17 protein-coding genes and 2 rRNA genes are annotated in these 25223 nt (G+C 55.8%); 14 read left to right on the top strand and 5 right to left on the bottom strand.

The features are described from left to right. Positions 1–406 precede the first annotated feature (406 nt). Complete coding sequence (locus BBKW_RS09015; RefSeq protein ID WP_033501947.1) at positions 407–2479, bottom strand: cation:proton antiporter; 2073 nt, start codon at positions 2477–2479, stop codon at positions 407–409. A gap of 107 nt (positions 2480–2586) precedes the next feature. Between BBKW_RS09015 and BBKW_RS09010 the strand changes: the two genes are divergently transcribed. Together BBKW_RS09010 and BBKW_RS09005 are read left to right on the top strand one after the other, a co-directional pair. Then, the gene (locus tag BBKW_RS09010; RefSeq protein ID WP_033501960.1) at positions 2587–3036 is read left to right on the top strand and encodes a nucleoside deaminase; all 450 of its coding nucleotides are present in this window, start codon (positions 2587–2589) and stop codon (positions 3034–3036) included. Positions 3037–3165: 129 nt separating this feature from the next. After that, positions 3166–5478, top strand: coding sequence for an alpha-galactosidase (locus BBKW_RS09005; protein WP_033501948.1), 2313 nt, complete (start codon positions 3166–3168; stop codon positions 5476–5478). Between the two features lie 183 nt (positions 5479–5661). Here BBKW_RS09005 and BBKW_RS09000 read toward each other — a convergent pair whose 3' ends face one another. Then, positions 5662–6864 carry an ROK family protein gene (locus BBKW_RS09000; protein WP_033501961.1) on the bottom strand — a complete coding sequence of 401 codons (1203 nt, stop codon included), beginning with the start codon at positions 6862–6864 and terminating at the stop codon, positions 5662–5664. A 207-nt stretch (positions 6865–7071) separates the two neighbouring features. Between BBKW_RS09000 and BBKW_RS08995 the strand changes: the two genes are divergently transcribed. Genes BBKW_RS08995 through BBKW_RS08985 form a run of 3 tightly spaced genes read left to right on the top strand, consistent with a single transcriptional unit; the run spans position 7072 to position 10228 of the window. After that, on the top strand, positions 7072–8364 hold the full coding sequence (locus BBKW_RS08995; protein WP_033501949.1) for an ABC transporter substrate-binding protein: 1293 nt from the start codon (positions 7072–7074) through the stop codon (positions 8362–8364). A gap of 14 nt (positions 8365–8378) precedes the next feature. Beyond that, positions 8379–9314 carry a carbohydrate ABC transporter permease gene (locus BBKW_RS08990; RefSeq protein ID WP_033501962.1) on the top strand — a complete coding sequence of 312 codons (936 nt, stop codon included), beginning with the start codon at positions 8379–8381 and terminating at the stop codon, positions 9312–9314. Between the two features lie 38 nt (positions 9315–9352). Next, positions 9353–10228 (top strand): carbohydrate ABC transporter permease, encoded by an 876-nt coding sequence (locus BBKW_RS08985; protein ID WP_033501950.1) that lies wholly within the window; start codon positions 9353–9355, stop codon positions 10226–10228. A 406-nt stretch (positions 10229–10634) separates the two neighbouring features. Here the strand turns inward: BBKW_RS08985 and BBKW_RS08980 are convergent, their stop codons facing one another. Then, positions 10635–12050, bottom strand: coding sequence for an ATP-binding protein (locus tag BBKW_RS08980; protein ID WP_033501951.1), 1416 nt, complete (start codon positions 12048–12050; stop codon positions 10635–10637). Positions 12051–12275: 225 nt separating this feature from the next. Between BBKW_RS08980 and BBKW_RS11095 the strand changes: the two genes are divergently transcribed. The 6 genes from BBKW_RS11095 to ilvA all read left to right on the top strand — a co-directional run bounded on the left by BBKW_RS11095 (position 12276) and on the right by ilvA (position 16801). Further along, positions 12276–12422: an extracellular solute-binding protein gene (locus BBKW_RS11095; protein ID WP_231858486.1), complete on the top strand. Its 147-nt coding sequence runs from the start codon at positions 12276–12278 to the stop codon at positions 12420–12422. A 25-nt stretch (positions 12423–12447) separates the two neighbouring features. Then, positions 12448–12705: a type 2 periplasmic-binding domain-containing protein gene (locus BBKW_RS11090; RefSeq protein WP_033501953.1), complete on the top strand. Its 258-nt coding sequence runs from the start codon at positions 12448–12450 to the stop codon at positions 12703–12705. A gap of 38 nt (positions 12706–12743) precedes the next feature. Beyond that, entirely contained in the window at positions 12744–12914 is a 171-nt protein-coding gene (locus BBKW_RS10350; RefSeq protein WP_231858485.1) for a hypothetical protein, read from the top strand. A 26-nt stretch (positions 12915–12940) separates the two neighbouring features. Then, the gene (locus BBKW_RS10645) at positions 12941–13108 is read left to right on the top strand and encodes a hypothetical protein (RefSeq protein ID WP_154304303.1); all 168 of its coding nucleotides are present in this window, start codon (positions 12941–12943) and stop codon (positions 13106–13108) included. Positions 13109–13489: 381 nt separating this feature from the next. Beyond that, positions 13490–15310, top strand: coding sequence for a glycoside hydrolase family 13 protein (locus BBKW_RS08965; protein WP_033501954.1), 1821 nt, complete (start codon positions 13490–13492; stop codon positions 15308–15310). Between the two features lie 225 nt (positions 15311–15535). Then, positions 15536–16801 (top strand): threonine ammonia-lyase, encoded by a 1266-nt coding sequence (ilvA, locus tag BBKW_RS08960; protein WP_033501955.1) that lies wholly within the window; start codon positions 15536–15538, stop codon positions 16799–16801. Here ilvA and BBKW_RS10640 read toward each other — a convergent pair. Further along, the gene (locus BBKW_RS10640; RefSeq protein ID WP_157872378.1) at positions 16785–16937 is read right to left on the bottom strand and encodes a hypothetical protein; all 153 of its coding nucleotides are present in this window, start codon (positions 16935–16937) and stop codon (positions 16785–16787) included. The genes ilvA and BBKW_RS10640 overlap by 17 nt on opposite strands. A 270-nt stretch (positions 16938–17207) precedes the next feature. On the opposite strand from BBKW_RS10640, the gene BBKW_RS08955 reads away from it, so the two are divergent. Further along, complete coding sequence (locus BBKW_RS08955) at positions 17208–18578, top strand: ATP-binding protein (protein ID WP_033501956.1); 1371 nt, start codon at positions 17208–17210, stop codon at positions 18576–18578. 145 nt (positions 18579–18723) lie between these two features. Here BBKW_RS08955 and BBKW_RS08950 read toward each other — a convergent pair whose 3' ends face one another. Continuing rightward, the gene (locus BBKW_RS08950) at positions 18724–19479 is read right to left on the bottom strand and encodes an SIR2 family NAD-dependent protein deacylase (RefSeq protein ID WP_033501957.1); all 756 of its coding nucleotides are present in this window, start codon (positions 19477–19479) and stop codon (positions 18724–18726) included. 575 nt (positions 19480–20054) lie between these two features. Between BBKW_RS08950 and BBKW_RS08945 the strand changes: the two genes are divergently transcribed. Together BBKW_RS08945 and BBKW_RS08940 are read left to right on the top strand one after the other, a co-directional pair. After that, positions 20055–21581: ribosomal RNA gene (locus BBKW_RS08945) — 16S ribosomal RNA — on the top strand. A 460-nt stretch (positions 21582–22041) separates the two neighbouring features. Next, positions 22042–25119: ribosomal RNA gene (locus BBKW_RS08940) — 23S ribosomal RNA — on the top strand. The 16S and 23S rRNA genes sit together here, the layout of an rRNA operon. Positions 25120–25223: the final 104 nt, after the last annotated feature.

Below are 25223 nucleotides of genomic sequence, written 5' to 3'. Positions count from 1 at the left end.
GGGTGGCTTGCCAGCGGGTGGATTCTCCCACTGACTGGAGGAATCCACCCGTTGAAGGCAAAAAGAAACCCCGGTGGAGAGAAGACCACCGGGGAGAGAAAGGAGAGAGAAGAAGAAAGGGTTCAATTGTCGGGAACTGCTGTGGGTTCCTGGTCGGCTCTTTTGCTGACATCTTCTATATAAGCAGACGATGCTGAGTACATGTCTGGTGTTTTCTGGGAAATATCTGAGAATTTCAATTCCCTCTTGTCTTAGATTGTGAAATGGCCTCCAGTTGCCGCCTTCCACGCCGTATTCCGTTTCCGCAGTTGTCTCGTCCGCCACGTTCCCACAGTTCGTTCGCAAACAAACTCACGGCGGATCGCCGGCTCACGCCAGCTTGCTAACCCCATCAGATCAGCGGATGCTAGATCTGTGCGTCGGCGTCCACGCTCATCACATATACGTTGCGTCGCAGCTGCTTGGATTGCGCACGCGTAATGTCGCCCGCCTCGTACATGTCTTGGATCACACTCAGCTCGATACCGTAGCTTTCGCGCTTCACATCTTCCGCCTGCGTCTGCGCCTCCGCACTCGTGCCCACATTCGGGCGCGACCTCAGCGTAGCCTCGCCTCGTCGGTAATCCAGCAGCAGTGCCGAACAATGTTCCGTATTGTACGTGTCGCGGCCCATCTCCTCATACAGGCGGTCGATCACATGTTCGATGGCATCCACCTGCACCACGCGGGTGTGCGCGAACAGCTCGTCGTCGCTGAACAGCGGGGTAGTGCGGCGAATGCGACTGTTCACACGCTTCAACATGGTGCTCATACGCCTCTGCAACGCCCTGAAGCGGCCTTTGACTCGCCAGATGGTGCGTCCGGAATTATGTTCCGTTTCAATATGGCGCAGCGAGCTCATGATCTGGTCGAGCAGGCGCTCGCATGCTTCGATTTCCAGATCATGCGCTGCCCTGTCGTCGTTCGGCGTCGCTTTGACTTTCGCCAGTCGCGCCTTGACGTATTCCTTCTCCCAGTTGAGCGCGTCGATCTGCAGTTGCATATACCCTTGCGGATCGATTTCTCCGATGCGCTGCTTCAGCCGTGTAATACGTTTCGTATACGAGTCGATGATCATCAGCACCGCACGACGATTGTCAGGTGTGACTCGTCCCGTCAGTTCCTCCACGGTCCGTCGCAGCACTTCGATGGTGATTTCAGTCATTTCCACGGAAGCGTCTTTATTGCGATTCGGCGCCAGCAGAGGCAGCAGGAAGTTGGCGAGCAGCAGGGTTACCACGATTACGCCACCTGCGATGAAGATCAGCTCGTCACGCATGGGGAACCACGCGCCTCCCGTAATGGTGTACGGGATCGTGAACATCAACGACAGGGTGATGGTGCCTTTCGGCCCGCCGAACGTCATGACCGCGGCCGAACGCCAACGTTGCGCCGTCATCTTGCGTCGCTTGCCGGTGACGGTATCTCGCGCGAGACGCAGCATCAATGAAATCCACAGGAATCGCATGACGATCACCACTGCGGAAACCGTAAGAATCGCAACCAGCAGCCGCCAATTGCTGACCTGAGGATCATCCCAGCTTGCGCTCATCGCATTCGGCAGCAGCATGCCAAGCAGAATGAACACCGTGCCATTGAGCGTGAACGAGAATACCCCCCATACGCTTGACGAAACAATGTTGGTGCGAGCTACATTCGGGCCGATGCCGGTGTGGTCGAAACGGATGATCAAACCGGCCGCCACTACCGAAAGAATGCCGGAAACATGCACCGCTTCTGCACCCAAATACAGAATGAACGGCAGGAACAATTCCATCAAAATACGGCTTGTGGTCGTCTCCCAGCCGAAAGATCGCAATGATTCAAATAACAGGTCAGCGACCATGCCTACTGCCAAGCCAAAAATAGCGCCGCCGAAGAACGAGAACACGAACTGTGCGGCCGAATCACCTACTTCGAATACGCCGCTGATGGCCGCCGCAATCGCAAACTGGAAGCCGACGATGCCGGACGCGTCATTGAACAGGGATTCACCCTTGAGCACGCTGGTTTGCCGTTGTGTAAGAGCGGCTTCCTTACCAAGCGAAGATACGGCGACCGCGTCGGTCGGTCCAAGCGCGGCGCCGAGCGCCAAAGCCGCGGCAAGGGGAATTGCGGGCCATGCGGCATGCAGGGTGAAGCCAACGGCAACCATCGTAGCGATCGCTAGTCCAATCGCCAATGAAAGTGACAGTTTAACGGATTTTAACAGCTCGCTTTTGTCGATCTCATGCGCTTCCAAATACAGCAGTGGCGCAATGAACAGCACCATGAACAGTTCCGGGTCGAGTGTGACGTTCGGGAAAAACGGTAATTGCGATGCCAACGTACCCAACGCGATCTGCACAAGAGGCGTGGAAACCTTGGGAATGAAACGGCTGATAAAGGAAGACAGCACAACCGCGGCGATAATACATACAATCAATTCGAATACCGCCAACGTGCCTCCTTTGCGCGCATTTTCCAAACTCTTCCAGCCTACCAAGAGGTATTTATGGGCGTGTTTTGCCTTTTGCTTCACGTGAATGGAACCGTATAGTGGCGGATATGCAGTGGAGTGACGACATGGGACTTGCGATCGAGTTGGCTCGTGAAGCCGCAGCGGAAGGTGAGGTGCCGGTCGGTGCCGTCGTGCTTGACGCTGGGGGAGCGGTGATTGGTCGGGGGCGTAATCTGCGTGAGGCGCATGCCGATCCGTTGGCGCACGCCGAGGTCAAGGCCATGACACAGGCCGCTCGGTCGCTTGGTACGTGGAATCTTGCCGATTGCACGTTGATTGTTACCTTGGAGCCGTGCCCGATGTGCGCTGGCGCGTGCCTGCAAACGCATGTTGGACGAATCGTGTTCGGTGCGTGGGACGCCAAGTTGGGTGCATGCGGTTCGATTTGGGACATTCCGCGTGACCCTCACATCGGCCATGTTCCGGAAGTTATCGGTGGCGTTCGTGAAGCGGAATGCGCACGATTGATGACTGATTTTTTCGCTGGAAAACGGTAACTCGATTTTGCAGTCGCAAGAAATACTTTCCGAAAGAAAGAAACACGCTCGACGACGTCAACAAATAAAGCTTGACATATCATCGAAGGTGACAATACAAGGCAATCGCAATATGTAAAGGATGCTGCAATGACGCTCATTCAGACCTTCCATGGCAACGCTACCAACGGTACCGAACTCACTGCGGTCTACGCCGAACAGCCAGCCGCGAACGTGGCGTTCGCACTCGTATTCCCCGGCAATGATCTGCCGCGACTTGTGCACTGGGGCCGCCCGCTCGCAGCCCCGGCAACCGCGATCGACATGTTCGACGCGCAAATGCCACAGCGCGTTTCCGGCGCGCTCGACTACACCTCATGGCCGAGCGTACTGCCCACGCAATCCGAATCCTGGATTGGCGCAACCCGCTTCGACGTGCGCCGCGACGGCGTGGAACTGTTCTGCAAGTTCGTAGTCAGCAACATCACCGCCGAAACCGTGGCAGCTGGCAAAACCTACGTCATGGGTGAAAAAGACGGATACCCGAGCTGGATCGTGGCCGACGAACCCAAGCAGACCCCAACCGTTACCGTCACCGCAGAAGACGTGGAACAGCATGTGAAACTCATCTGGACCTGCGAACTCGACGAAACCGGCCTCATCCGCCAGAACGCCGAAGTCGTGAACACCGGCGAAGGCCAGCTCGAAGTCGGCAAGATCGAACTCGCATTCACCGTGCCGGCCGACGCCAACGAAATCCTCACCACCACCGGCCACCATCTGCGTGAACGCTCCCCGCAGCGTCAAGACTTCACCCTCGGCCGCTTCGCCAAAGCATCCATGGCCGGACGCCCAGACTTCGATGCCACCCTGCTGCTCAGCGTCGGCGAAAAAGGCTTCGGCTTCACGCACGGCAACGTCTACTCCGCACACGTGGCCTGGAGCGGCAACAGCGTGCTTTCCGCGGAACGCCTGCCCTATACCAGCGGCGTGATTGGCGGCGGCGAAGTGCTGTTCGGTGGCGAAATCAGCCTCGCCAACGGAGAGTCCTACACCACCCCATGGCTCATCGGCTCCTATGGCGAAGGCCTCAACGAAGTCGCAGCCCGCTTCCACGGCTACATTCGCCGCGTGCACCGCGACTGGCTCGCTGAACACAACATCGCGCCCAAGCCGCGCCCGGTCATTCTCAACACATGGGAAGCCGTCTACTTCAACCATGATTACGACACCCTCACCGCACTCGCCGACAAGGCCGTGGAAAGTGGCGTGGAACGTTTCGTGGTGGATGACGGCTGGTTCGGCTCCCGCCGCGACGACACCTCCGGCCTTGGCGACTGGCAGATCTCGCAAGACGTGTGGCCCGACGGGGACAAGTCACTCAAGGCACTCGCCGATTGTGTGCATGGCAAGGGACTCGAATTCGGTTTGTGGTTCGAGCCGGAAATGGTCAACCCGGATTCCGACCTGTTCCGCACGCATCCCGACTGGGTGTTGAAACCCACTGAAGGCCGTCTGCCAATGCAGGGACGTACCCAGCAGGTTGTGGACCTGACCAATCCGGACGCCTACGACTACATTTATGGTGCAATGGACAAGCTCGTTGGTGAACTCGGCATCGACTACATCAAGTGGGATCACAACAAGCTTGTCACCGAAGCCGTCTCTCCGCGCACCGGACGCCCGGCAGTGCACCAGCAGACGCTCGCCGTATATCGCATTTTCGCCGATCTGAAGACCGCACATCCGGGACTTGAAATCGAAAGCTGCTCTTCCGGCGGCGGCCGTGTGGACCTCGGCATTCTCGAAGTAGCCGACCGCATTTGGGGATCCGACTGCGTCGATCCGGTGGAACGCGCCGACATCCAGCGCTACACCTCGCTGCTCGTGCCTCCGGAAATGATCGGCGAACACGTGGGCGCATCACCGGCACACTCCACGCATCGCGCAACCACGCAGGAACTGCGCATGGCCATGGCCTTCTTCGGACACATGGGCATCGAATGGAACCTGCTCAAGGAACCGCAGGAAGACATCGACACGCTCGCCGAATGGGTCGCCGAATTCAAGAAGCATCGCGAATGGTTCGCAGTCGACACAGTCGTGCATTCCGACGCTGCCGATCCGGCCGTGCGCTTGGACGGTGCGGTCATGCCCAACAAGGCGGCCGCCATCTATCGTTTCACCCAGCTCACCACTTCGCAGACCTACCCGGCCGCGCCGGTACGCCTGCCCGGCCTCGACCCCGACAAAGTGTATGAGGTGTCTCCGCTCGACGTGAGCCTCGACCTTGCCAAGCAAGACATCACCAACGGACAGAGCCCGCTCGGCTGGTGGAAGGCCGAAGGTGTGAAGATGACCGGACGTGCGCTCTCCACGTACGGCATCCGCCCGCCGGCACTGCATCCGGCGCAAGCAGTCCTTTTCAAGGCTGTGCTTGCGCCCGTCGAGAGCGCTGAATAGCGCGCTCTCTCCCCTCACCTACGGGAAGCCCACTGGGCTTCCCGCTTAACGGTTCGGCAAGCAGTCCTTTTCAAGGCTGTGCTTGCGCCCGTCGAGAGCGCTAAATAAGCCGTAATCGCATAACAAAAATCCTCCCTGAACACAAGGGAGGATTTTTGCATTAAAAAACAATCAAGTAATCAATCAGCCAACATATTGCCGAATCGCCTGCGCTGCGGCAGCCTTGGCCCACAATGCCCAATCATGGTCGGGAATTTCAAAATCCACTGGCGCGGCCTGGCTATGCCGATACATGTTGATGCCGTTGCGCAAGTCGTCAATGCCGAATTTCGCGATGAACGACGATTCTCCAGCGATCATGATTTTGTCTGGCATGGCAAGATTGGCGATGGTCGCCACCATGGTGCCGAGACGGAAGCAGGTGCGGTTCACCAGATTCGTCGCCTGCGGTTTGTTCGCGCGTGCGTCACGTGCGAAATCGTCGAATGATGTGGGATGTCCGATAATCTGCGAATATTCCGCCGCGATCGAGTTGTCGGACAGGCATTGCGCGCATCCCTTGTGCCCGGAAACACAACGCGGCCCATCCGGATCGACCAGAATATGCCCGACCAAACCGTAACTTTTATCCGGACAGCTCACCAGCTCGCCGTTGACCGTCAACGAATAGCCGACGCCCGCGCCGAACGTCAGCACCGCGAAGCTATCCAATCCAACACCGGACCCAAACATGCAGGCATCAACGACCAACGAATCGATATCATTGTAAATGCCTGTCGGCAATCCGGTAGCCTCGCGAACCATAGCGGAGAGCTCCACGGGCTGCGACCAGTGCATGAACGGTGCGAACGTCACTACGGCATTGTCGACGACATGCCCGCCCAGTGAGATTCCCACGGCGCACGGTTTCGGCCATCCCGCCATCTCCGCCTCGTCGGAACAGTCGATCGTTAGTTGTTTGATCAGCGCGACCACGGCTTGCGGCGACGTGTCTTCGATTTCCAAATCGTGGCATCCGGTGATAATCTGCCCGATTGCGTTGACCGCAACCGCCGAAATATGCGTCGCATTGATTTTCATGCCGACGAAAGATCGCGCGTTCTCGATTATTCGCAATCCCGTTTGCGGGCGGCCGCGACGTTCCGCATTTTCTTTCTGAACGAAACCTTTCGGCAGTTTACCGGCCTTGCCGGACGGCATTGGCGTTTCCTCGATCACGCCCGCATAAATCAGATCGCTGGTAATACGAGAAACCGCGCCTTGCGAAAGTCCTAAAATCTGTGCCAAAGTAATACGCGAAATCGGACCGTATTTCATGACGCAAGTCGCGACTTTATGGGTATATTCCGAGCCTTCAAACCACTGTGGCAGAGGTGAAACCGCCATCTGCACCATCCTTCGTGCTCCTGTCCGCGCACATCGTGCATCAAATTACTTTCTCAGAGTAACAAAATCTCGTCGTTTTTGTTTTCCGCCCCGCACAGGCGCGCTGAGCTGGGAATGAAAACTGCCTCCTTCTACAATTTCCAGTAACGGTGATGCGGTAAGGAAGCTGCTTCACCGTAATGGAGAAAAGATACAAAGGAGTCGAGAATGAAACCTGATTCCACCACTAGTGTAGGTAAATTCAGGAGGATTGTATACCGTACGCTCACAGCCGTATGCGCAGTCGCATTGACTGCCGGTCTTGCCGGTTGCGGCAACAGCACCGCTGGAACCGTCACTTTGGATTTCTTCCAGTTTAAAGCCGAAGCGGCGGACTGGTTCACCGCAAAAGCAAAGGAATTCGAGAAAACCCATCCCAACATCAAAATCAACGTCAACAATTCGTCCGACGCAACCACCGATCTGCGTACTCGACTGGTGAAGAATCGCGAACCCGATGTCATCACTATCAATGGCGATATTAATTTCGGTATGCTCGCCGAAGCAGGTGTCTTCCACGATTTTACCGACGACGACATCGTCGACGAACTCAATCCAGGCATGGTGAACATCGCCAAGAGCCTTGTACAAACCAACGACGAATCCAAGAAGCGCCTGTACGGCCTGCCGTATGCGGGTAACGCATCCGGTTACATCATCAACGCCGACGTGTGGGAGCAGGCGGGCGAGGATCCCGACAATCCGCCGCAGACATGGAGCGAATTTATCGACCTGCTGCAACGCTTCAAGAGCAAGGGTATTGTACCGATCGAAGCGAGCACCGCCGATTCGTGGACAGTTCAGGCGCCGTTGGCGTCACTCAATTCCACGCTGGTGCCGGAATCCGAATATCTTTCCCTCAAAGACGGATCGAAGAAATTCTCCGACCTGTGGGGCACTGTCAGCGATCAGCTGGTCGAGATCTACCAGAATTACACGCAGAAGAATCCGGCAGTCACCTACCAACAGGCCACGCAGGATCTGGCCGCAGGCAAAGCCGCGATTCTGCCACTCGGCACCTACGCGATTCCGCAGATCCGACTCATCAACAGCGATGCCAACCTGCGGTTCGCGCAAATGCCGGCAACTGATAATGCCGAAGAACAGCAGCTCACGGCAGGCGATGACGTGATTCTGACCATGGGTGCGCACACCAAGCACGAGAAGGAAGCGCGCGAATTCATCGACTTCCTGATGAACGACGAAAACATCAAGGACTACTCCAAGCGGCAGTCCGCATTTACCCCCTACAAAGACACGTATGTGGGTGACGAAGCGCTGAATGGCGTGCTCGACTTCTACCGGGCGGGCAAACTGGCCGACTTCTGCGACCATTACGTGCCAGCCAGCATCAATCTCGCAGGCTTCCTGCAGACGCTGATTCAGTCGGGCAACACCGAAAAATTCCTGAACAGCATGCAATCCGAATACGACAAGATCGAAGCCAGAAACTTCAGGTGAGAGGAGGAATGGACATGACTACTGCACATACTGCAAATACTGCGAAGAAATCGGCAAAAACTTCCAAGAATAAGGTTTCGAAATATTCCAAGCGCAAGGTTGATCCGGCATTTTATTGGATGACCGTTCCGGCTGTGATTCTGGTGTCCATCTTCCTGTATTGGCCGTTCCTGCAGGGCGCGGCATACTCGTTCACTAATTCGCAGGGTTACGGTGATTTTAAATTCATCGGATTAAAGAATTATATTGCGATGTTTCAGGATTCTCGCGTCGGTCATGCGTACCTGTTTACTATTTTCATCGCAATTTTGATTACGGTTGGCACGAATTTCCTCGGCATGTTCCTCGCGGTGCTGCTGAATTCGAAAATCGCGTTCAAAAACGGATTCCGTGCGATCTTCTTCATTCCGTACACCTTGTCGGTGCTGGTGATCGGCTACGTGTTCAAGTACATTTTCATGACGCCGCTGCCGGCGATCGGTCAGGCGCTGCATATTGATTGGCTGTCGACGTCGATGATTTCCAATCCGGATTTGGCATGGTTCCCGATTGTGTTCCTGTCGATCTGGCAGGGCGTGGCCTACTCCACGCTGTTGTACTTGGCTGGCCTTCAGACTATCGACAACGAGATTTACGAGGCAGCCGCAATTGACGGCGTGAACGCTTGGCAGAACTTCTGGCAGATCACCTTCCCGCTGATCGGCCCGTTCTTCACCATCAACATGGTGCTGAGCCTCAAGAATTCGCTCGGCGCGTTCGACCAGATAATGGCATTGACCAAGGGCGGCCCGGATTCCAAGACCGAAACCGTCTCGTACCTGATCTTCCAGAACGGCCTTGGTAATGGCGAATACTCCTACCAGATGGCGAACGCGGTCACGTTCTTCATCGTGCTGGCAATCCTGGCCTTTGTGCAGCTGAAGTTCTTCAGCGGCAAGGAAAAGGTCTGAGCAAGGGTCTGAAAGTCTGAAGGTAAAGAGGAAATATCATGACTAGCGCAACTGTTGCAAAGACTGGCGTTCAAGCGCAAGCAAAGCCGGAGAAAATCCGCCGGGATCACAAGGTCAACTGGTGGCTGACCGCGGTTGTGGCGGTGTTGAGCCTCACCGTGCTCGTGCCGTTGTATTTCGCTGTGGTCACCGCGTTGAAGACGCCGGGCGAGGCTGGCACGTTCAGCCTGCCAACCACGTGGGAATGGCATAATTTCGCCGACGCATGGAATAAGGTGAACTATCCGAAGGCCGCGCTTAATTCTGCGATCATCACTGTGTGCGCGGTGGTGTTGACGCTGCTGACGAACACGTTCGTCGCGTATGCTGTGGCCAGGAATATGGATAAGCGATTCTTCCGCTTCTTGTATTACTTCTTCCTTGCGATGATGTTCGTGCCGTTCACGGTGATCATGCTGCCGATCGCGAAGGAAATGGGTTCGCTGCATCTTGATAATCAGCTTGGTCTGATTATTCTGTATACGATTCTCGGCATTGGTACGAATCTGTTTATTGCGATTGGTTTTATTCGTTCGATTCCGATTTCGTTGGAAGAGGCGGCTCGCATCGACGGTGCTTCCACTTGGCGCATTTTCTGGACGATTATTTTCCCGCTGATGGGGCCGATTAATGCCACGATTGCGATTTTGACCGCACTGTGGGCTTGGAACGACTTCCTGCTGCCGTTGATCACGCTGACTGATCAGAGCAATCAGACGATTCCGCTCGCACAGTACGTGTTCCAAAGCCAGTTCACGTCGAACTACCCGATGGCCTTCGCGTCCTACCTGATGGCCATGGCTCCGGTCCTCATCGTCTACATCTTCGCCCAAAAGTGGGTTGTCGGTGGAGTGATGAGGGGAGCCGTAAAGTAAGCAGTCCAGTGGGCTTTTCGTGACCGCGCCGAGCGGGACGGGCCCATCCCACTCCCCAGCGCGGGACGTTCCATCTCCCTTTCTGGAACGTCCTGCGTTGTTCCATTTTCCAAATTCAGTCTGACTTGCAGTTATGTTCCGTGCTCGTCTGTCCTTAATCTCGCGATCTTGGGCTTTTGTAACATGATCCCGAGTTTCCGTCGCACGATTCTGTGATTCTGTCCGCACAACTTTATTTTTTATCCCCGATCTCAAGTTGTGCAGTCAGCAAACACGGGTTGTGCAGACAGAATCGTAATTCATCTCAAGTGTGCGGGCAGCAATCGCAAGAATGTGCAGACAACCGCTACCGCAATCCTGCATTCATGCAATTAACCTAGCGATAAAGCAATAAACAGCAAAAGAATCATGCGAACAGCTGTTCAGCGGAAATGAACGTAACTTGCCCCTCATACTTGCGTTGTGTCGCATCGCTGATCGGATACTTGCTGAAAAACATGAGATGCGTTTCTCCATACCCGCGAATAAGCCCGACGCGATCGCGCAGTGCCTCCACGGCTTCCGTTTCTTTCAGGGTATTGCGCCACTTGCATTCGCACATCAGTAGTTGCTTGGTCTGTGGATTGCCGAGCACGATGTCGATGTCGGTTTGCTCGCGTTTGCGCGGATCGTTGCCCCACCATTTGCCGAATTGCGTTGCAAGGAACGGCACCGCGCATTTTTTTCCATTTTCTCCGTTGTGCTTCAGCAGCCATTGCAGGCAGATCACTTCGAATTGCTGCCCGACGTATGTGGTGAAGGCGTCGTTGAATGCCAGTTGTCGAGCTGCATTCGGCCCTGCATGACTCTCGATCGCACTTTGTGCGGGTGCCACGAACTGATACCAGTAAGCGAAGAATGGATCTTTGATGGAGTACAAGGCTTTTCTGGATTTTTCCGGACGCTCTCCGAATGGTACGTTGCGAGATACGAGCCCGAGTTCTTCCAAAATTCTGAGATATTTGTTGATGCTGTTCGGATCCACTCCGGAATGTTCGGCAATGATTTTTGGCGTGCTGCTGCCACCTGCGATTGCCTGCAGCACTGATGCGTATAGCGCAGGTTCACGCAATTCCTCGCGTAACAGCATCATTGGCTCTTCGTGCAGCAATCCAAGCTGGTTGAAGCACAGGTTCAGCACGTTGGTTTCAAAATCCGCGTCGGGGTCAAGCTGCGTCAAATAGTAGGGGGTGCCACCGAATGTTGCGTAATAGTTGATGCGGTCGAAGACGGATGATTGCGGGACGAATTCTCCTATTGCCGTATAGTTAAGCGGTTGCAAGCGAATTTGGCTGGTCCGCCTTCCGTAAAGTGGGCTTTTGTATCCCAACACTTCGCTTTCCATGAATCCTTCGTTGCTTCCGGAAAGAATGATCATGCAGTTAAGGTCTTTGAATCCGTGATCGATGGCGATTTGCATTTCGGAGGGGAGTGATTCGCTCATAAGTGCGGCATAAGGGAATTCGTCGAAAACAAACACGAATCGTTCGTTGAGTGTTTTTGCTTGGGCGATGATGAATTGCAGTGCCGAGTACCAGTCTGTGAAATCCGGCAATGTCGGCAGTTCAAAGAAATTGGCGATTTGAATAGTGAATAAATGAAGATTGATGGCGCTGCTGCGTTGCAATGCGGTGAAGTACAACGTTTTCTTGTTGGCGACGAACTGGTCGATTAATGCAGTTTTGCCGATGCGTCGACGCCCGTAGATTACCGTCATTTCAAAGCGATGACGGGAGAACTGCTGTTCCAGTGTCGCCAGTTCCTGCTTTCTTCCGACGAACATTACACCCTCCGTATTTGTCTATTTGCCCAGTCTGTGCAAATAACGTACTCATAAGTATGATACTCACAAGTAAGATACTTATGAGTACGTTATTTACGTGCGATATTGATCTGGGCGCTACGATCGAACCACAATATGCGGTTTGAGTAACACATGGCGGTCATTGTGCGTTTTTGCCGAATCGTTGCTTGCGTTCGAGCCCGCATTAAGTTCAGTGATAATCTGTTGCAAACTTTCACCTATGAGGGCAAGCTGTATGCGGCCCCCAAGGATGTTTCCACCCTTCAGCTGGTCATCAATACTGATATGTGGCAGGCCGCCGGATTGATCGACAACGATTATCCGAAGACCTGGGATGAGCTGGGGCGGTGAGGCCTTTGGCACTTAGAAAGCGGCCATGACTATCGAAGGCAATTGGATTACCGGCAGCCTGTCTGCCGACTATCCAGACGTCAATTACACCGTGGTGGAACTGCCGGAAGGCTCTGCAGGTAAGGGCACTATACACTTCACTAATGGTTGGGGCATTGCTGCCGATAGCCCGAATCAGAAGGGTGCCATCGATTTGGTCGAGTATCTCACCAGCGACGATGTGGTCATGGATTTTGCCAGGTCTTTCGGTATCATGCCAGAGCATATGAAAAACTGTTTCTGAACTCCGATTTCCCCGTCTGGTTCAAAAACTCGATTATCGTGACCATTATCGTGACTCTGGGCCGTGTATTTTTCGATTCGCTCGCTGGTTATGCACTTTCCCGCATCGAATTCCGTGGCAGAAATTTGGTGTTCGCATTGCTGATTGCAGTCTGCGGTGGAACGTTGTGGTGCCAGCACGTAATAGCAGCAGTGTGTGCTTTGATGTGAACGTCACCGTACCAGACAACGCAGTTATGGCAGCGAAGTCAGCATGTCCATGGAATGGTGTGCGTGTTGATGCTTCCGATGTGCGCGTACAGCGGTTGATTAACACTTCGCTGCATGATCTGGACGGTCTGCGCATGTCGATTCCAGCTTTGCCGGAAGATAGGTTTCTTGCGGTTGACGATTTCATGATTTGATAGTTGACTGCACGATCTGCTTCTGCTGTTTACACAACCTTGCAATCGCTGTCTGCACAACTCGTTCTCCCTATCCAATCTCAACTTGTGTAGACCAGAAAAGCAAGGTTGTGCAGACAGTATTGCGATTGCATGGCTGCAGAAAATAATCAGACTGTCGAAAGAATATATCTTCGAAAGAAATATATTCGACAGAAACTATTCTTTTCTTGCTTTGCAAAACTCGCCGCGAGAAAGAAAGAAAAACAGGGTTGCATACCATAGGGGAGTAGGCAAAATCGATCTTCTGCATGAAGCTGACATGAGCTGAAAAACAGGCAGAGTCAGTCGCAAACGATCGAACGAAAATCCAACAAATGTCAGGCAAAGGAGCTCCACGACATGACTGATTTTAATCGTTCCATTCTTCCCGACGCCGTGCGTTCCAACGGCGCGACCCCGAACCCGTGGTGGGCCAACGCGGTGGTCTACCAGATCTACCCGCGTTCCTTCCAGGACACGAACGGCGACGGAGTCGGCGACCTGAAGGGCATTACCAGCCGTCTCGATTATCTGGCCGATCTTGGCGTGGACGTGGTGTGGCTTTCCCCGGTCTACAGGTCGCCGCAGGACGACAACGGCTACGATATTTCCGACTATCAGGACATCGACCCGCTGTTCGGCACGTTGGAGGACATGGACGAGCTGCTCGCCGAGGCGCACAGGCGCGGTCTGAAGATCGTGATGGATCTGGTGGTCAACCACACGTCCGACGAGCATGCCTGGTTCCAGGCCTCCCGCGACAAGGATGATCCGCATGCCGACTGGTATTGGTGGCGTCCGGCCAGGCCGGGCCATGAGCCGGGCACTCCGGGTGCCGAGCCGAACCGGTGGGGGTCGTATTTCGGCGGTTCCGCTTGGCAGTATGATCCGAAGCGCGGCGAATACTATCTCCACCAGTATTCCAGGAAGCAGCCGGATTTGAATTGGGAGAATCCGGAGGTGCGCAAGGCCGTGTACAGGATGATGAACTGGTGGATGGATCGCGGCATCGACGGCTTCCGCATGGATGTGATTACGCAGGTTTCGAAGACTGTCGATAAGAACGGCAAACTGCCGGGTGAAGACGGTTCTGAAATTGAGGATTATCCAGTTGGTGAGGAAGGCTATTCCAGCCCGTTCTCATGGTGTTCCGACGGTCCGCGCATCGACGAGTTTCTTGCTGAAATGCGTCGCGAGGTGTTCGAGGGACGCGAGGGCTACATGAACGTCGGCGAGGCGCCGGGCATCACTCCGGACCGCAACGAGTTCATCACCGATCCGAAGAACGGTGAGCTTGATATGCTGTTCCTCTTCGACCATGTGGGCATCGACCAGGAAGGTTCCAAGTGGAACACCGTGCCGTTCGAAGTCAGGAACCTGCGCACTCGCCTAGCCGCGCAGCAGGAGGCCGTGAAGGATGCCGGTTGGGCCAGCCTGTTCTTCTGCAACCATGACCAGCCGCGTGTCGTGTCCCGTTGGGGCGACGACTCTGACCGTGAGTCGCGCGAGTTGGGCGCCAAGGCGTTCGGCATGCTGCTGCACATGCACCGCGGCACCCCGTACATCTACGAGGGCGAGGAGCTGGGCATGACCAACGCCCACTTCACCAGCCTCGACCAGTACCGCGACTTGGAGGCCATCAACGCCTACCGCCAGCGTGTGGAGGAGGCCAGGTGCCAGTCGCCGGAATCCATGATGGCGGCCCTCGCGCTCATCGGACGCGACAATGCGCGCACGCCGATGCAGTGGGACGCCTCCAGGTACGCCGGCTTCACCGCGCCCGATGCGGCGGCGGAACCGTGGATCGGCGTGAATCCGAACCATGTGGAGATCAACGCCGCCGAGGAGTTCGACGATCCTGATTCCGTGTACGGCTTCTACAAGAAGCTCATCGCCATGCGCCACAACAACGCGACCGTCGCGACGGGCGAGTGGAATCTGCTTGCTGCCGATGACGAGCAGGTATATGCCTTCACTCGCACCAACGGTGACGATACGATTCTTGTTGTCGTCAACCTCACCGATAAATCCGCCGGCCTGCCGGGAGAAGTGGCGGAGCTGCTCGGCGATGGCGTCGCGGAATCGCAAATACTGCTCAGCACCTATGATGCCGTGCATGGCGTGAAATCGATCGCTCGTGGCGAGCTTGCTCGTTGGGAGGGAGTCGTGATTCAGCTCTAATCGATCTTTCCCTATAAACTCTCTGCAAAGCGTTCGCACGATTCATCACGGAATCGTGCGAACGCTTTTTATTGCGATTGTTGTACTGCGATTATTTCTGATTGCCTCCGATTGCGTTTATGAGCAATCTCAATTTTGCAAGTATTTGCGCAGATAATCTCACTTTTGATGGCAAAATCCGCATGATCAGGCAGTTTCGGCAGACGTGCGCTTACAATAACGCTCATGGAACAAAACGAGGTTCTCAAAGCATTGCAGCGCAATCACGCAGCTGAACTGAAACTAGCCGCCGAACGGCTCGAGGGCACTGCACGCCATACGGAAATCATTCCGTCCAAGGTGCTGTCCGAGATGACTGGACATGAGATTCTGCTCAAGCCTGAGAATCTCCAGGTTACCGGATCATTCAAGATTCGCGGTGCGTACAACAAGATCGCATCCTTGAGCGATGAGCAGCTTGCTCGCGGCATTGTCACCGCTTCCGCAGGAAATCATGCGCAGGGTGTGGCATATGCGGCTCGCGAACGCGGCGCAAAAGCAACGATCTGCATGCCGCAGATCACCCCGCCGCTGAAGGTTGACGCCACCAAGGCGTACGGCGCAGATGTGGTGCTGTACGGCGAGGTATTCGACGAATCCGCAGCTCGCGCCCAGGAATTGAGCGACAAGGAAGGCATGATTTACGTGCCGCCGTTTGACGATTACGAGGTACTGTGTGGTCAAGGTACTATTGGCCTCGAGATTCTCGAAGACGTGCCGAACGTCACTGATGTGGTCGTACCGCTGGGTGGTGGCGGCCTCGGCGCCGGCGTGGCACTTGCCATCAAGACGTTCAAGCCGGAAGTGCGCGTGATTGGTGCGATTCCGGAAGGCAGTCCCGCGTGGAAGAACTCGCTGGCCGCTGGGCATGTGGTTGCCGCCGACCAGGTGCGTACGTCCGCCGAGGGCGTTGCCGTGAAGCGTCCGGGCGATCTCACGTTCGCGCTGCTCAACGAATTCCTTGATGACATCGTCACCGTGACCGAGCGTGATATCAACGAGATGATCCTGCTCATGCTCGAAAAGCACAAGCTGGTTGTCGAGGCTGCTGGCGCCGTGTCTCTGGCTGCGCTTGAGCATCTCAACCTGCGCTCACGCAAGTTCGCCGAGGCGAAGGGCCCGCATGTGGTGGTGCCGATTCTTTCCGGCGGCAATGAGGACACCGTCTCCATCAGTGCGGTGATTCAGAAGGGCATGATCGCCCGCGGTCGCATCATGAACTTTGAGGTCGAGCTTCCGGATACCCCGGGCCAGCTTGTCAAGGTGGCTACGATTCTGGCCGAGCAGCGTGCCAATGTCATTGCGCTTGACCATGACCAGTTCAAGGCTTCCAGCCATTACACCGATTCGGTTTCCTTGGGCGTCACCGTCGAGACCAACGGTCCCGAGCATATCGACCGCATTCTTGACGCGATGCGCGAAGCCGGTTTCCAGCCTAAGCGTATTTACTGATTTCTTCTGATTTCAGTACCAGCTTTAACAAATAAGGGTCTTGGAAAGCCTTGCGATGATTGTTGATTGTCGCGAAGCCCTCCAAGACCCTTTTTGTTGCTTTGTTGCTTTGTTGCGCGGCCAGCTGTTCCGTCATTCGGATTTCCGTTGTCCGAACATTCGGATTTTGGTAGTTGGAAAATTCGGATTATTGTTGTTGAAGTATTCGGATTTTTGTCATCCAAAAATTCGGATTTTGGTAACACCCAAGCAAAACCGACGCAATGCCAACGAAACTGAGCCAGTGTTGTGAAGTGTGCGGATCTGCGAGGATCTGTACGGAAACTGTACGGAAACTATGCAGAAGTACGGAAGTCATGCAACAGGTGTTGCGTAACGAGTGCGGAGAATGGAAGCGAGATGCGATATGACGAAAAATAGCAATCAGCAGGTCAAGCCGCAAGGTTATCGCCCGCGTATTGTCGATCAGCAGATCGAACGCTACATGCGCATTTTCGGTGCCGTCGAAATCGCAGGAACGAAATGGTGCGGCAAAACGTGGTCCGCACGTCAGCATGCGGCAAGTATCACTTATGTTGACCGCGGTAACAATCTTATGGCCGCGCAATCCGATCCGTCGCTAATGCTGTTGGGTGAACGTCCGCATGTTATTGACGAGTGGCAGCTGGTTCCGCCCATTTGGGACGAGGTGCGCCACAAGGTTGACGACGAGCCGGGGGAGAAGGGGCAGTGGCTGCTGACCGGTTCTTCCACGCCCATGCATGACAAGCGCCCGAAGCATACGGGCGCTGGGCGTATCGGGCATGTTCGCATGAGTCCGATGTCGCTTTTTGAAAGTGGCGATTCCACGGGCGAAGTGAGTTTGTCATCCTTGTTTGAAGGCGATTTCAACCCTGCGAAAGTGGAGACGCCAACGGAGCGTCTGTTCGATTTTGTGTGCAGAGGGGGATGGCCGGAAGCGCAGAATCTGCCGGTTTCCGATGCGCAGATCCTCATTCGTGAATATGTGCACCTAACGCTGAACGAAGGGGTGTCTAGGCAGAGGCGCGATCCTGAAGTTGCTCGCCGTCTTTTGCGTTCTTTGTCTCGCAATGTGAGTCAGTCCGTCACGTTCAAAACGCTTGGTTTGGATATGTATGGTGCCGAGTTGGATTTGGATTCCGATGTCGCGGACAAACAGAATGATTCCCAGAAGAAAGACCTTCAGAAAGACCTTGAAGATTTCATTTCTCCAAGAACGATCAGCGAATATGTGGCCATGTTCGAGCGCATGTTTGTGATTGATGGCGTGCCCGGTTGGGTGCCTCCGTCACGTTCTCCGAAGCGTTTGCAGACTAAGCCTCGCCGTTATTTCGCCGATCCTTCCATCGCGGCCGCCGTGCTTGGCGTGAATCCGCGTGCTTTGCTTGAGGATTGGCAGACGTTCGGTTTCCTTTTTGAAAACTTGTGCGTGCGTGACCTGCTGGTGTATGCCCGTGCGCTGCCTGATATTGGTGATGAGCCGGTCCGGTATTATCACGATGATTCCGGTTTGGAATGCGATGCCATTATTGAGTTGACTGATGGTCGTTGGGCTGGCATTGAAATCAAGTCCAGTCAAAGCAAAGTTGACGATGCTGCGAAGAATCTGCTTCGTTTGCGTGAGAAGTTGCTGAAGAATCCGCAGTCTCGAGTGCGTGCTCCGGAATTTTTGGCAGTGCTTGTTGGTGTGGGAGATTTCGCCTACCAACGCGAAGATGGCATCTACGTGATTCCCATTACTGCGTTGGGTGCATGAATCTTTGAATGTAGAAGATTTCTACATTCAGAAATTATGGAGATCTTCGGCAGTCCTGCGAAATATCAAAGAACTGAAGATGCGCAAATTGTGGGATTCTGGATTTCGCTACTATTTACAGAATCCAGAATCCCATTTTTCATATTTATTGTGCGGCGGCGATGGTTTCGTCGACGAGTTGGGGCAGGGCGACGGCGATATCGTCGTGGATCAGCCGGTCGGCCAATCGGTCATATTGCGTGCGTCCCATGTTCATAATGGTGATCGGCACTCCCGACTGTGCGGCCATAGGCACAATGCTTGCCGCGGGCATGACTTCCAGTGTGGATCCGATGACCCACAGTTCATCGGCTTGCGTCGCGAGGCGATACGATTTTTCGAGCGCGCCGTCCGGCAGTGCCTCGCCGAAATAGACCACGTCGGTTTTGATGAGTCCGTTGCATGGCATATTGCCGCTATATGGCAGTCTGCGATGACAGTGTGGGTCTGGTTCGTTGTCGAGATTCGCCATGATGTCGGCGGTGTCGTATTTTGCATGGCATTTCATGCAGTGCGAAGTGCCGATGGTGCCATGCAGATTGACGATGACGTCGCTGCTATTGCCTGCTTTTTCGTGCAGCGCGTCGAAATTCTGTGTGGCGAGCAGTGTGAGCAGTCCAGCCTGTTCCAGTTTGACGAGCGCCTTGTGCGCGGTGCCCGGCTGCGCGTTCCATACAGGCGATTCCTTCTGCCAACGCCAGGAATACACGCGGTCTTCTTCATTGGCGAGGAATGCGTCGATGTCATACACTTTCGTTTGTTCAGGGTGCTTGGTCCAGACACCGTCCGGTCCGCGGAAGTCGGGAATACCTGCGGACGTGGAAATCCCCGCCCCCGTCAATACTGCGATCTTTTTGCTCATGTATTAGGCATACCACGGTTCATTCCGTCTATGTTGATTGCCGACACGGCTTTGACAGCTTTTTCGGACGTTTTTTGGGCGGTGATGGAGTTGGCTATGCAATTTGCATTGCGTTTGTCGGTTGGTGACGCGTCGTGTGGTGTTTGTTTTTGGTTCACGTGGTCGTTGTTTTCGTGTTCTAGACTGGCCGTGCGGCCGTTCGGAGGCCGTTTTCGACACGCCGAGGGATTGTTGTGTTTCCAACGTTTCCCGGCGGTTTCCGCATGCCCGGGTTGCGTGGGTGGCCGGTTTCGTGTAAATTGACTCTTCGCTGCCGCTCGGCGAGTGGTTCCCTGGTTGGGGTTCCGTGAGGTGGGTGAGTGGTGGTGGTTTGAGAACTCAAGAGCGTATTTGTACTACTTCTTTATAGTCAATGATTGCCAGTCCGTCTTACGGCCCGCGCGTGTTGTTCGCGTGTGGGTGCCGGGAGGCCGGTCAAACGGGACGGGGTTTTTGCGGACAGTCCGTTTTCCTTATAAACGGATGTCAATTTTCTTATTTGAGAGTCACATGTTGGTTCTCTTCATGAAAGGTTTTTTGTGGAGGGTTCGATTCTGGCTCAGGATGAACGCTGGCGGCGTGCTTAACACATGCAAGTCGAACGGGATCCCAGGAGCTTGCTCCTGGGTGAGAGTGGCGAACGGGTGAGTAATGCGTGACCGACCTGCCCCATGCACCGGAATAGCTCCTGGAAACGGGTGGTAATGCCGGATGCTCCATCACACTGCATGGTGTGTTGGGAAAGCCTTTGCGGCATGGGATGGGGTCGCGTCCTATCAGCTTGATGGCGGGGTAACGGCCCACCATGGCTTCGACGGGTAGCCGGCCTGAGAGGGCGACCGGCCACATTGGGACTGAGATACGGCCCAGACTCCTACGGGAGGCAGCAGTGGGGAATATTGCACAATGGGCGCAAGCCTGATGCAGCGACGCCGCGTGCGGGATGACGGCCTTCGGGTTGTAAACCGCTTTTGATCGGGAGCAAGCCTTCGGGTGAGTGTACCTTTCGAATAAGCACCGGCTAACTACGTGCCAGCAGCCGCGGTAATACGTAGGGTGCAAGCGTTATCCGGAATTATTGGGCGTAAAGGGCTCGTAGGCGGTTCGTCGCGTCCGGTGTGAAAGTCCATCGCTTAACGGTGGATCTGCGCCGGGTACGGGCGGGCTGGAGTGCGGTAGGGGAGACTGGAATTCCCGGTGTAACGGTGGAATGTGTAGATATCGGGAAGAACACCAATGGCGAAGGCAGGTCTCTGGGCCGTTACTGACGCTGAGGAGCGAAAGCGTGGGGAGCGAACAGGATTAGATACCCTGGTAGTCCACGCCGTAAACGGTGGATGCTGGATGTGGGGCCCGTTCCACGGGTTCCGTGTCGGAGCTAACGCGTTAAGCATCCCGCCTGGGGAGTACGGCCGCAAGGCTAAAACTCAAAGAAATTGACGGGGGCCCGCACAAGCGGCGGAGCATGCGGATTAATTCGATGCAACGCGAAGAACCTTACCTGGGCTTGACATGTTCCCGACCGTTCCAGAGATGGGGCTTCCCTTCGGGGCGGGTTCACAGGTGGTGCATGGTCGTCGTCAGCTCGTGTCGTGAGATGTTGGGTTAAGTCCCGCAACGAGCGCAACCCTCGCCCTGTGTTGCCAGCACGTCATGGTGGGAACTCACGGGGGACCGCCGGGGTCAACTCGGAGGAAGGTGGGGATGACGTCAGATCATCATGCCCCTTACGTCCAGGGCTTCACGCATGCTACAATGGCCGGTACAACGGGATGCGACACGGCGACGTGGAGCGGATCCCTGAAAACCGGTCTCAGTTCGGATTGGAGTCTGCAACCCGACTCCATGAAGGCGGAGTCGCTAGTAATCGCGGATCAGCAACGCCGCGGTGAATGCGTTCCCGGGCCTTGTACACACCGCCCGTCAAGTCATGAAAGTGGGTAGCACCCGAAGCCGGTGGCCTAACCCTTCGTGGGATGGAGCCGTCTAAGGTGAGACTCGTGATTGGGACTAAGTCGTAACAAGGTAGCCGTACCGGAAGGTGCGGCTGGATCACCTCCTTTCTACGGAGTTTTTTTTCAGGACGCCGGCTTGGCGTCCGTCGTGCGGCCCATGCGTCGGGAACGGTTCCCGGTTTCGCGTGGGCGTGCTGGTGTGGAAGAGATCGTTGGCTTCGCGGGTTCCTTTTGTGGGTCCGGGGAGTGGTGCGGATATGCTTTTGGGTTCCCGGACCGCCACCCGCGACTTGGTCGCGCGCGGTTTTCCGGGTGTCCCCTTGGGGCGGTCGGCCGGCCGGTGTGCCGTGTCCGGATCGTTTCTTGGGTGCGTGGTGGTTTGAGAACTGGATAGTGGACGCGAGCAATGCGATGGCATGTTTCTTGCCGTCGTTTGCTTTATCGCGATTTCGCCAGGCTCTTCTTTTTGGAGTCTGGTTTCGAGATCGATCGTTTTGTGATCATTGTTTACAGTGTGATGATCTGTCGTCTGGCGTGGAGAAGCTTATCATCAGGTTTTTTCGGGGCGTGTGCCGCCCTGAAGGGCGTATGGTGGATGCCTTGGCAGACAGTACCGATGAAGGACGTTTGAGGATGCGATAAGCCTCGGGGAGCCTCCAACATGGCTTCGATCCGAGGATTTCCGAATGGGGCAACCCGCCGGCCGTCATGGGCCGGCACGGAACCGTGTTGTTCCGGGGGTACGCAGGGAAGTGAAACATCTCAGTACCTGCAGGAAGGGATACTCCGTGAGTAGTGGCGAGCGAAAGCGGATCAGACCAAACCATGGGCGCGTGATACCCGTCGGGGGTTGCGTTCGTGGTGTTGTGGGAGCGTGTGTCCCGGTTCCGACGGACCGGGCGGGAGTCATAAAACGGCTTGCCAGGGGAACAGGCTTGAAGGCCTGGCCGCAGAGGGTGCCAGCCCCGTACCTGGAAGCTTGCCGTCTTCCGATCATGCGTCCCAAGTAGCGCGGGCCTCGTGGAATCCCGTGTGAATCGGCCCCGACCGTGGGGTAAGTCTAAGCATACCTGTCTGACCGATAGCGTACCAGTACCGTGAGGGAAAGGTGAAAAGCACCCCGGGAGGGGAGTGAAAGAGTTCCTGAAACCGTGCGCCTACAATCCGTCGGAGCCTCCTTGTGGGGTGACGGCGTGCCTATCGAAAAATGAGTCTGCGAGTCAGTGGTGCGTGGCGAGGCTAACCCGTCGTGGGGGAGCCGTAGCGAAGGCGAGTCTCAAAAGGCGTTTTGAGTCGCGTGCCCTGGACCCGAAGCGGGATGATCTAGCCCTGGGCAGGTTGAAGCGCGGGTAAGACCGCGTGGAGGACCGAACCCACCTGGGTTGAAAACCGGGGGGATGACTTGGGGCTAGGGGTGAAAGGCCAATCAAATTCCGTGATAGCTGGTTCTCTCCGAAATGCATTTAGGTGCAGCGTCGGTTGATTGCATCGCGGGGGTAGAGCTACTGGATGCTTGCGGGCCCGTGTGGGGTACCAATAGCAGCCAAACTCCGAATACCGTGGATGTGTATTCCGGCAGTGAGTCGGCGGGGGATAAGCTCCGTCGTCGAGAGGGAGACAGCCCAGATCGTCGTCTAAGGTCCCGAAGCGTGTGCTAAGTGGGAAAGGATGTGGAGTCGCATAGACAGCCAGGAGGTTGGCTCAGAAGCAGCCATCCTTGAAAGAGTGCGTAACAGCTCACTGGTCTAGTGGTTCCGCGCCGACAATGTAGCGGGGCTCAAGCACACCACCGAAGACGCGGCAACGGCCTTTGTGGCTGTTGGGTAGGAGAGCGTCCCCCGAGGGGCGAAGCGGCGGCGCAAGCCGGCCGTGGACTTCGGGGGAGTGAGAATGCAGACATGAGTAGCGAGAGACGGGTGAGGATCCCGTCCGCTGGATGACCAAGGGTTCCGGGGCCACGTTCGTCGTCCCCGGGTGAGTCGGGTCCTAAGGCGAGGCCGACAGGCGTAGTCGAATGGATGAACGGGTGGATATTCCCGTACCGGCAGCGAACCGCAAGAGCCGAACGGATGAGTACTAACCTCCGGTCGCGTGGCGTCGTTCCCTTCGGGGTTCGGGGCGCGCGGTCGTTGGGAATGTAGTCCTGGTAGGTTAGCGCACAGGGGTGACACGGAATGGGAGCCGGCCGCGGAGGTGGTTTTCCGTGGTCAAGCACGCAGCCCGTCCCATAGGCAAATCCGTGGGACATGTAGGGTGAGGTGCGATGATGGGCGCCTTTTTGGCGCGATATCCGGTGGTCCAGGCCGTCGAGAAAAGCCTCGGCGCGAGGGGCGTTGCCGCCCGTACCCCAAACCGACACTGGTGGTCAGGTAGAGAATACCAAGGCGATCGAGCGAATCCTGGTCAAGGAACTCGGCAAATCACTCCCGTGCCTTCGGTATAAGGGAGACCCCTGATGGTGATGGAACTCGCTTCCGGAGCTTTCGGGGGTGGCACAGACCAGGGGGTAGCGACTGTTTACCAAAAACACAGGTGCATGCGAAGGCGCAAGCCGCTGTATATGCACTGACGCCTGCCCGGTGCCGGAAGGTTAAGAGGATCCGTCAGCCCTCGGGCGAAGCGGTGAATTCAAGCCCCGGTAAACGGCGGTGGTAACTATAACCATCCTAAGGTAGCGAAATTCCTTGTCGGGTAAGTTCCGACCTGCACGAATGGCGTAACGACTTCCCCACTGTCTCGACCAGGAGCTCGGCGAAATTGCAGTACGAGTAAAGATGCTCGTTAAGCGCAGAAGGACGAAAAGACCCCGGGACCTTTACTATACCTTGGTATTGGCGTTAGGCGCGGATTGTGTAGCATAGGCGGGAGGCTTCGAAGCGGTGGCGCCAGCCATCGTGGAGCCGCAAGGTGAAATACCGCTCTGTTCTCGTTTGACGTCTCACCTCGAACAGTGATCCTGTTCAGGGACAGTGCCTGGCGGGTAGTTTAACTGGGGCGGTTGCCTCCCAAAGAGTAACGGAGGCGCTCAAAGGTCCGCTCAGCCCGGTTGGCAATCGGGTTTCGAGTGTAATCGCACAAGCGGGCTTGACTGCGAGGACGACGGTCCGGGCAGGGACGAAAGTCGGAGATAGTGATCCGGTGCCGGCGCACGGGCGCGGCATCGCTCAACGGATAAAAGGTACCCCGGGGATAACAGGCTGATCATTCCCAAGAGTCCATATCGACGGGATGGTTTGGCACCTCGATGTCGGCTCGTCGCATCCTGGGGCTGGAGCAGGTCCCAAGGGTTCGGCTGTTCGCCGATTAAAGCGGCACGCGAGCTGGGTTCAGAACGTCGTGAGACAGTTTGGTCTCTATCCTCTGCGCTCGTTGGAATCCTGAGGAGGCCTGCCCATAGTACGAGAGGACCTGGGTGGACGGACCTCTGGTATGCCGGTTGTCGCGCCAGCGGCATGGCCGGTTGGCTACGTTCGGGAGGGATAACCGCTGAAAGCATCTAAGCGGGAAGCCTGCTCCAAGATTAGGATTCCTTGACGCTCCTCGGAGCGTCCGAAGCCCGCATGTTGAACACGTGTTCGATAGGCCGGGGGTGGAAGTCCCGCGAGGGATGGAGCCGACCGGTACTAACGGGCGAACGCGGCACACTTTCCGATCCATGTCTGGTGGGTTGGGTCTCGTCCTGTGGTGGTTCTTCTCGTTGGATGGCGGGGAATGCTGTTTCCTGTGGTCACAATGACGATGATCGGTAAG

Origin of the sequence: Bifidobacterium catenulatum subsp. kashiwanohense JCM 15439 = DSM 21854, assembly GCF_001042615.1 — a bacterium.
GTDB classification, from domain to species: domain Bacteria; phylum Actinomycetota; class Actinomycetes; order Actinomycetales; family Bifidobacteriaceae; genus Bifidobacterium; species Bifidobacterium catenulatum.
The sequence above is the reverse complement of the archived record's forward strand: the minus strand, read 5'-3'. Positions and strand labels throughout refer to the sequence as shown.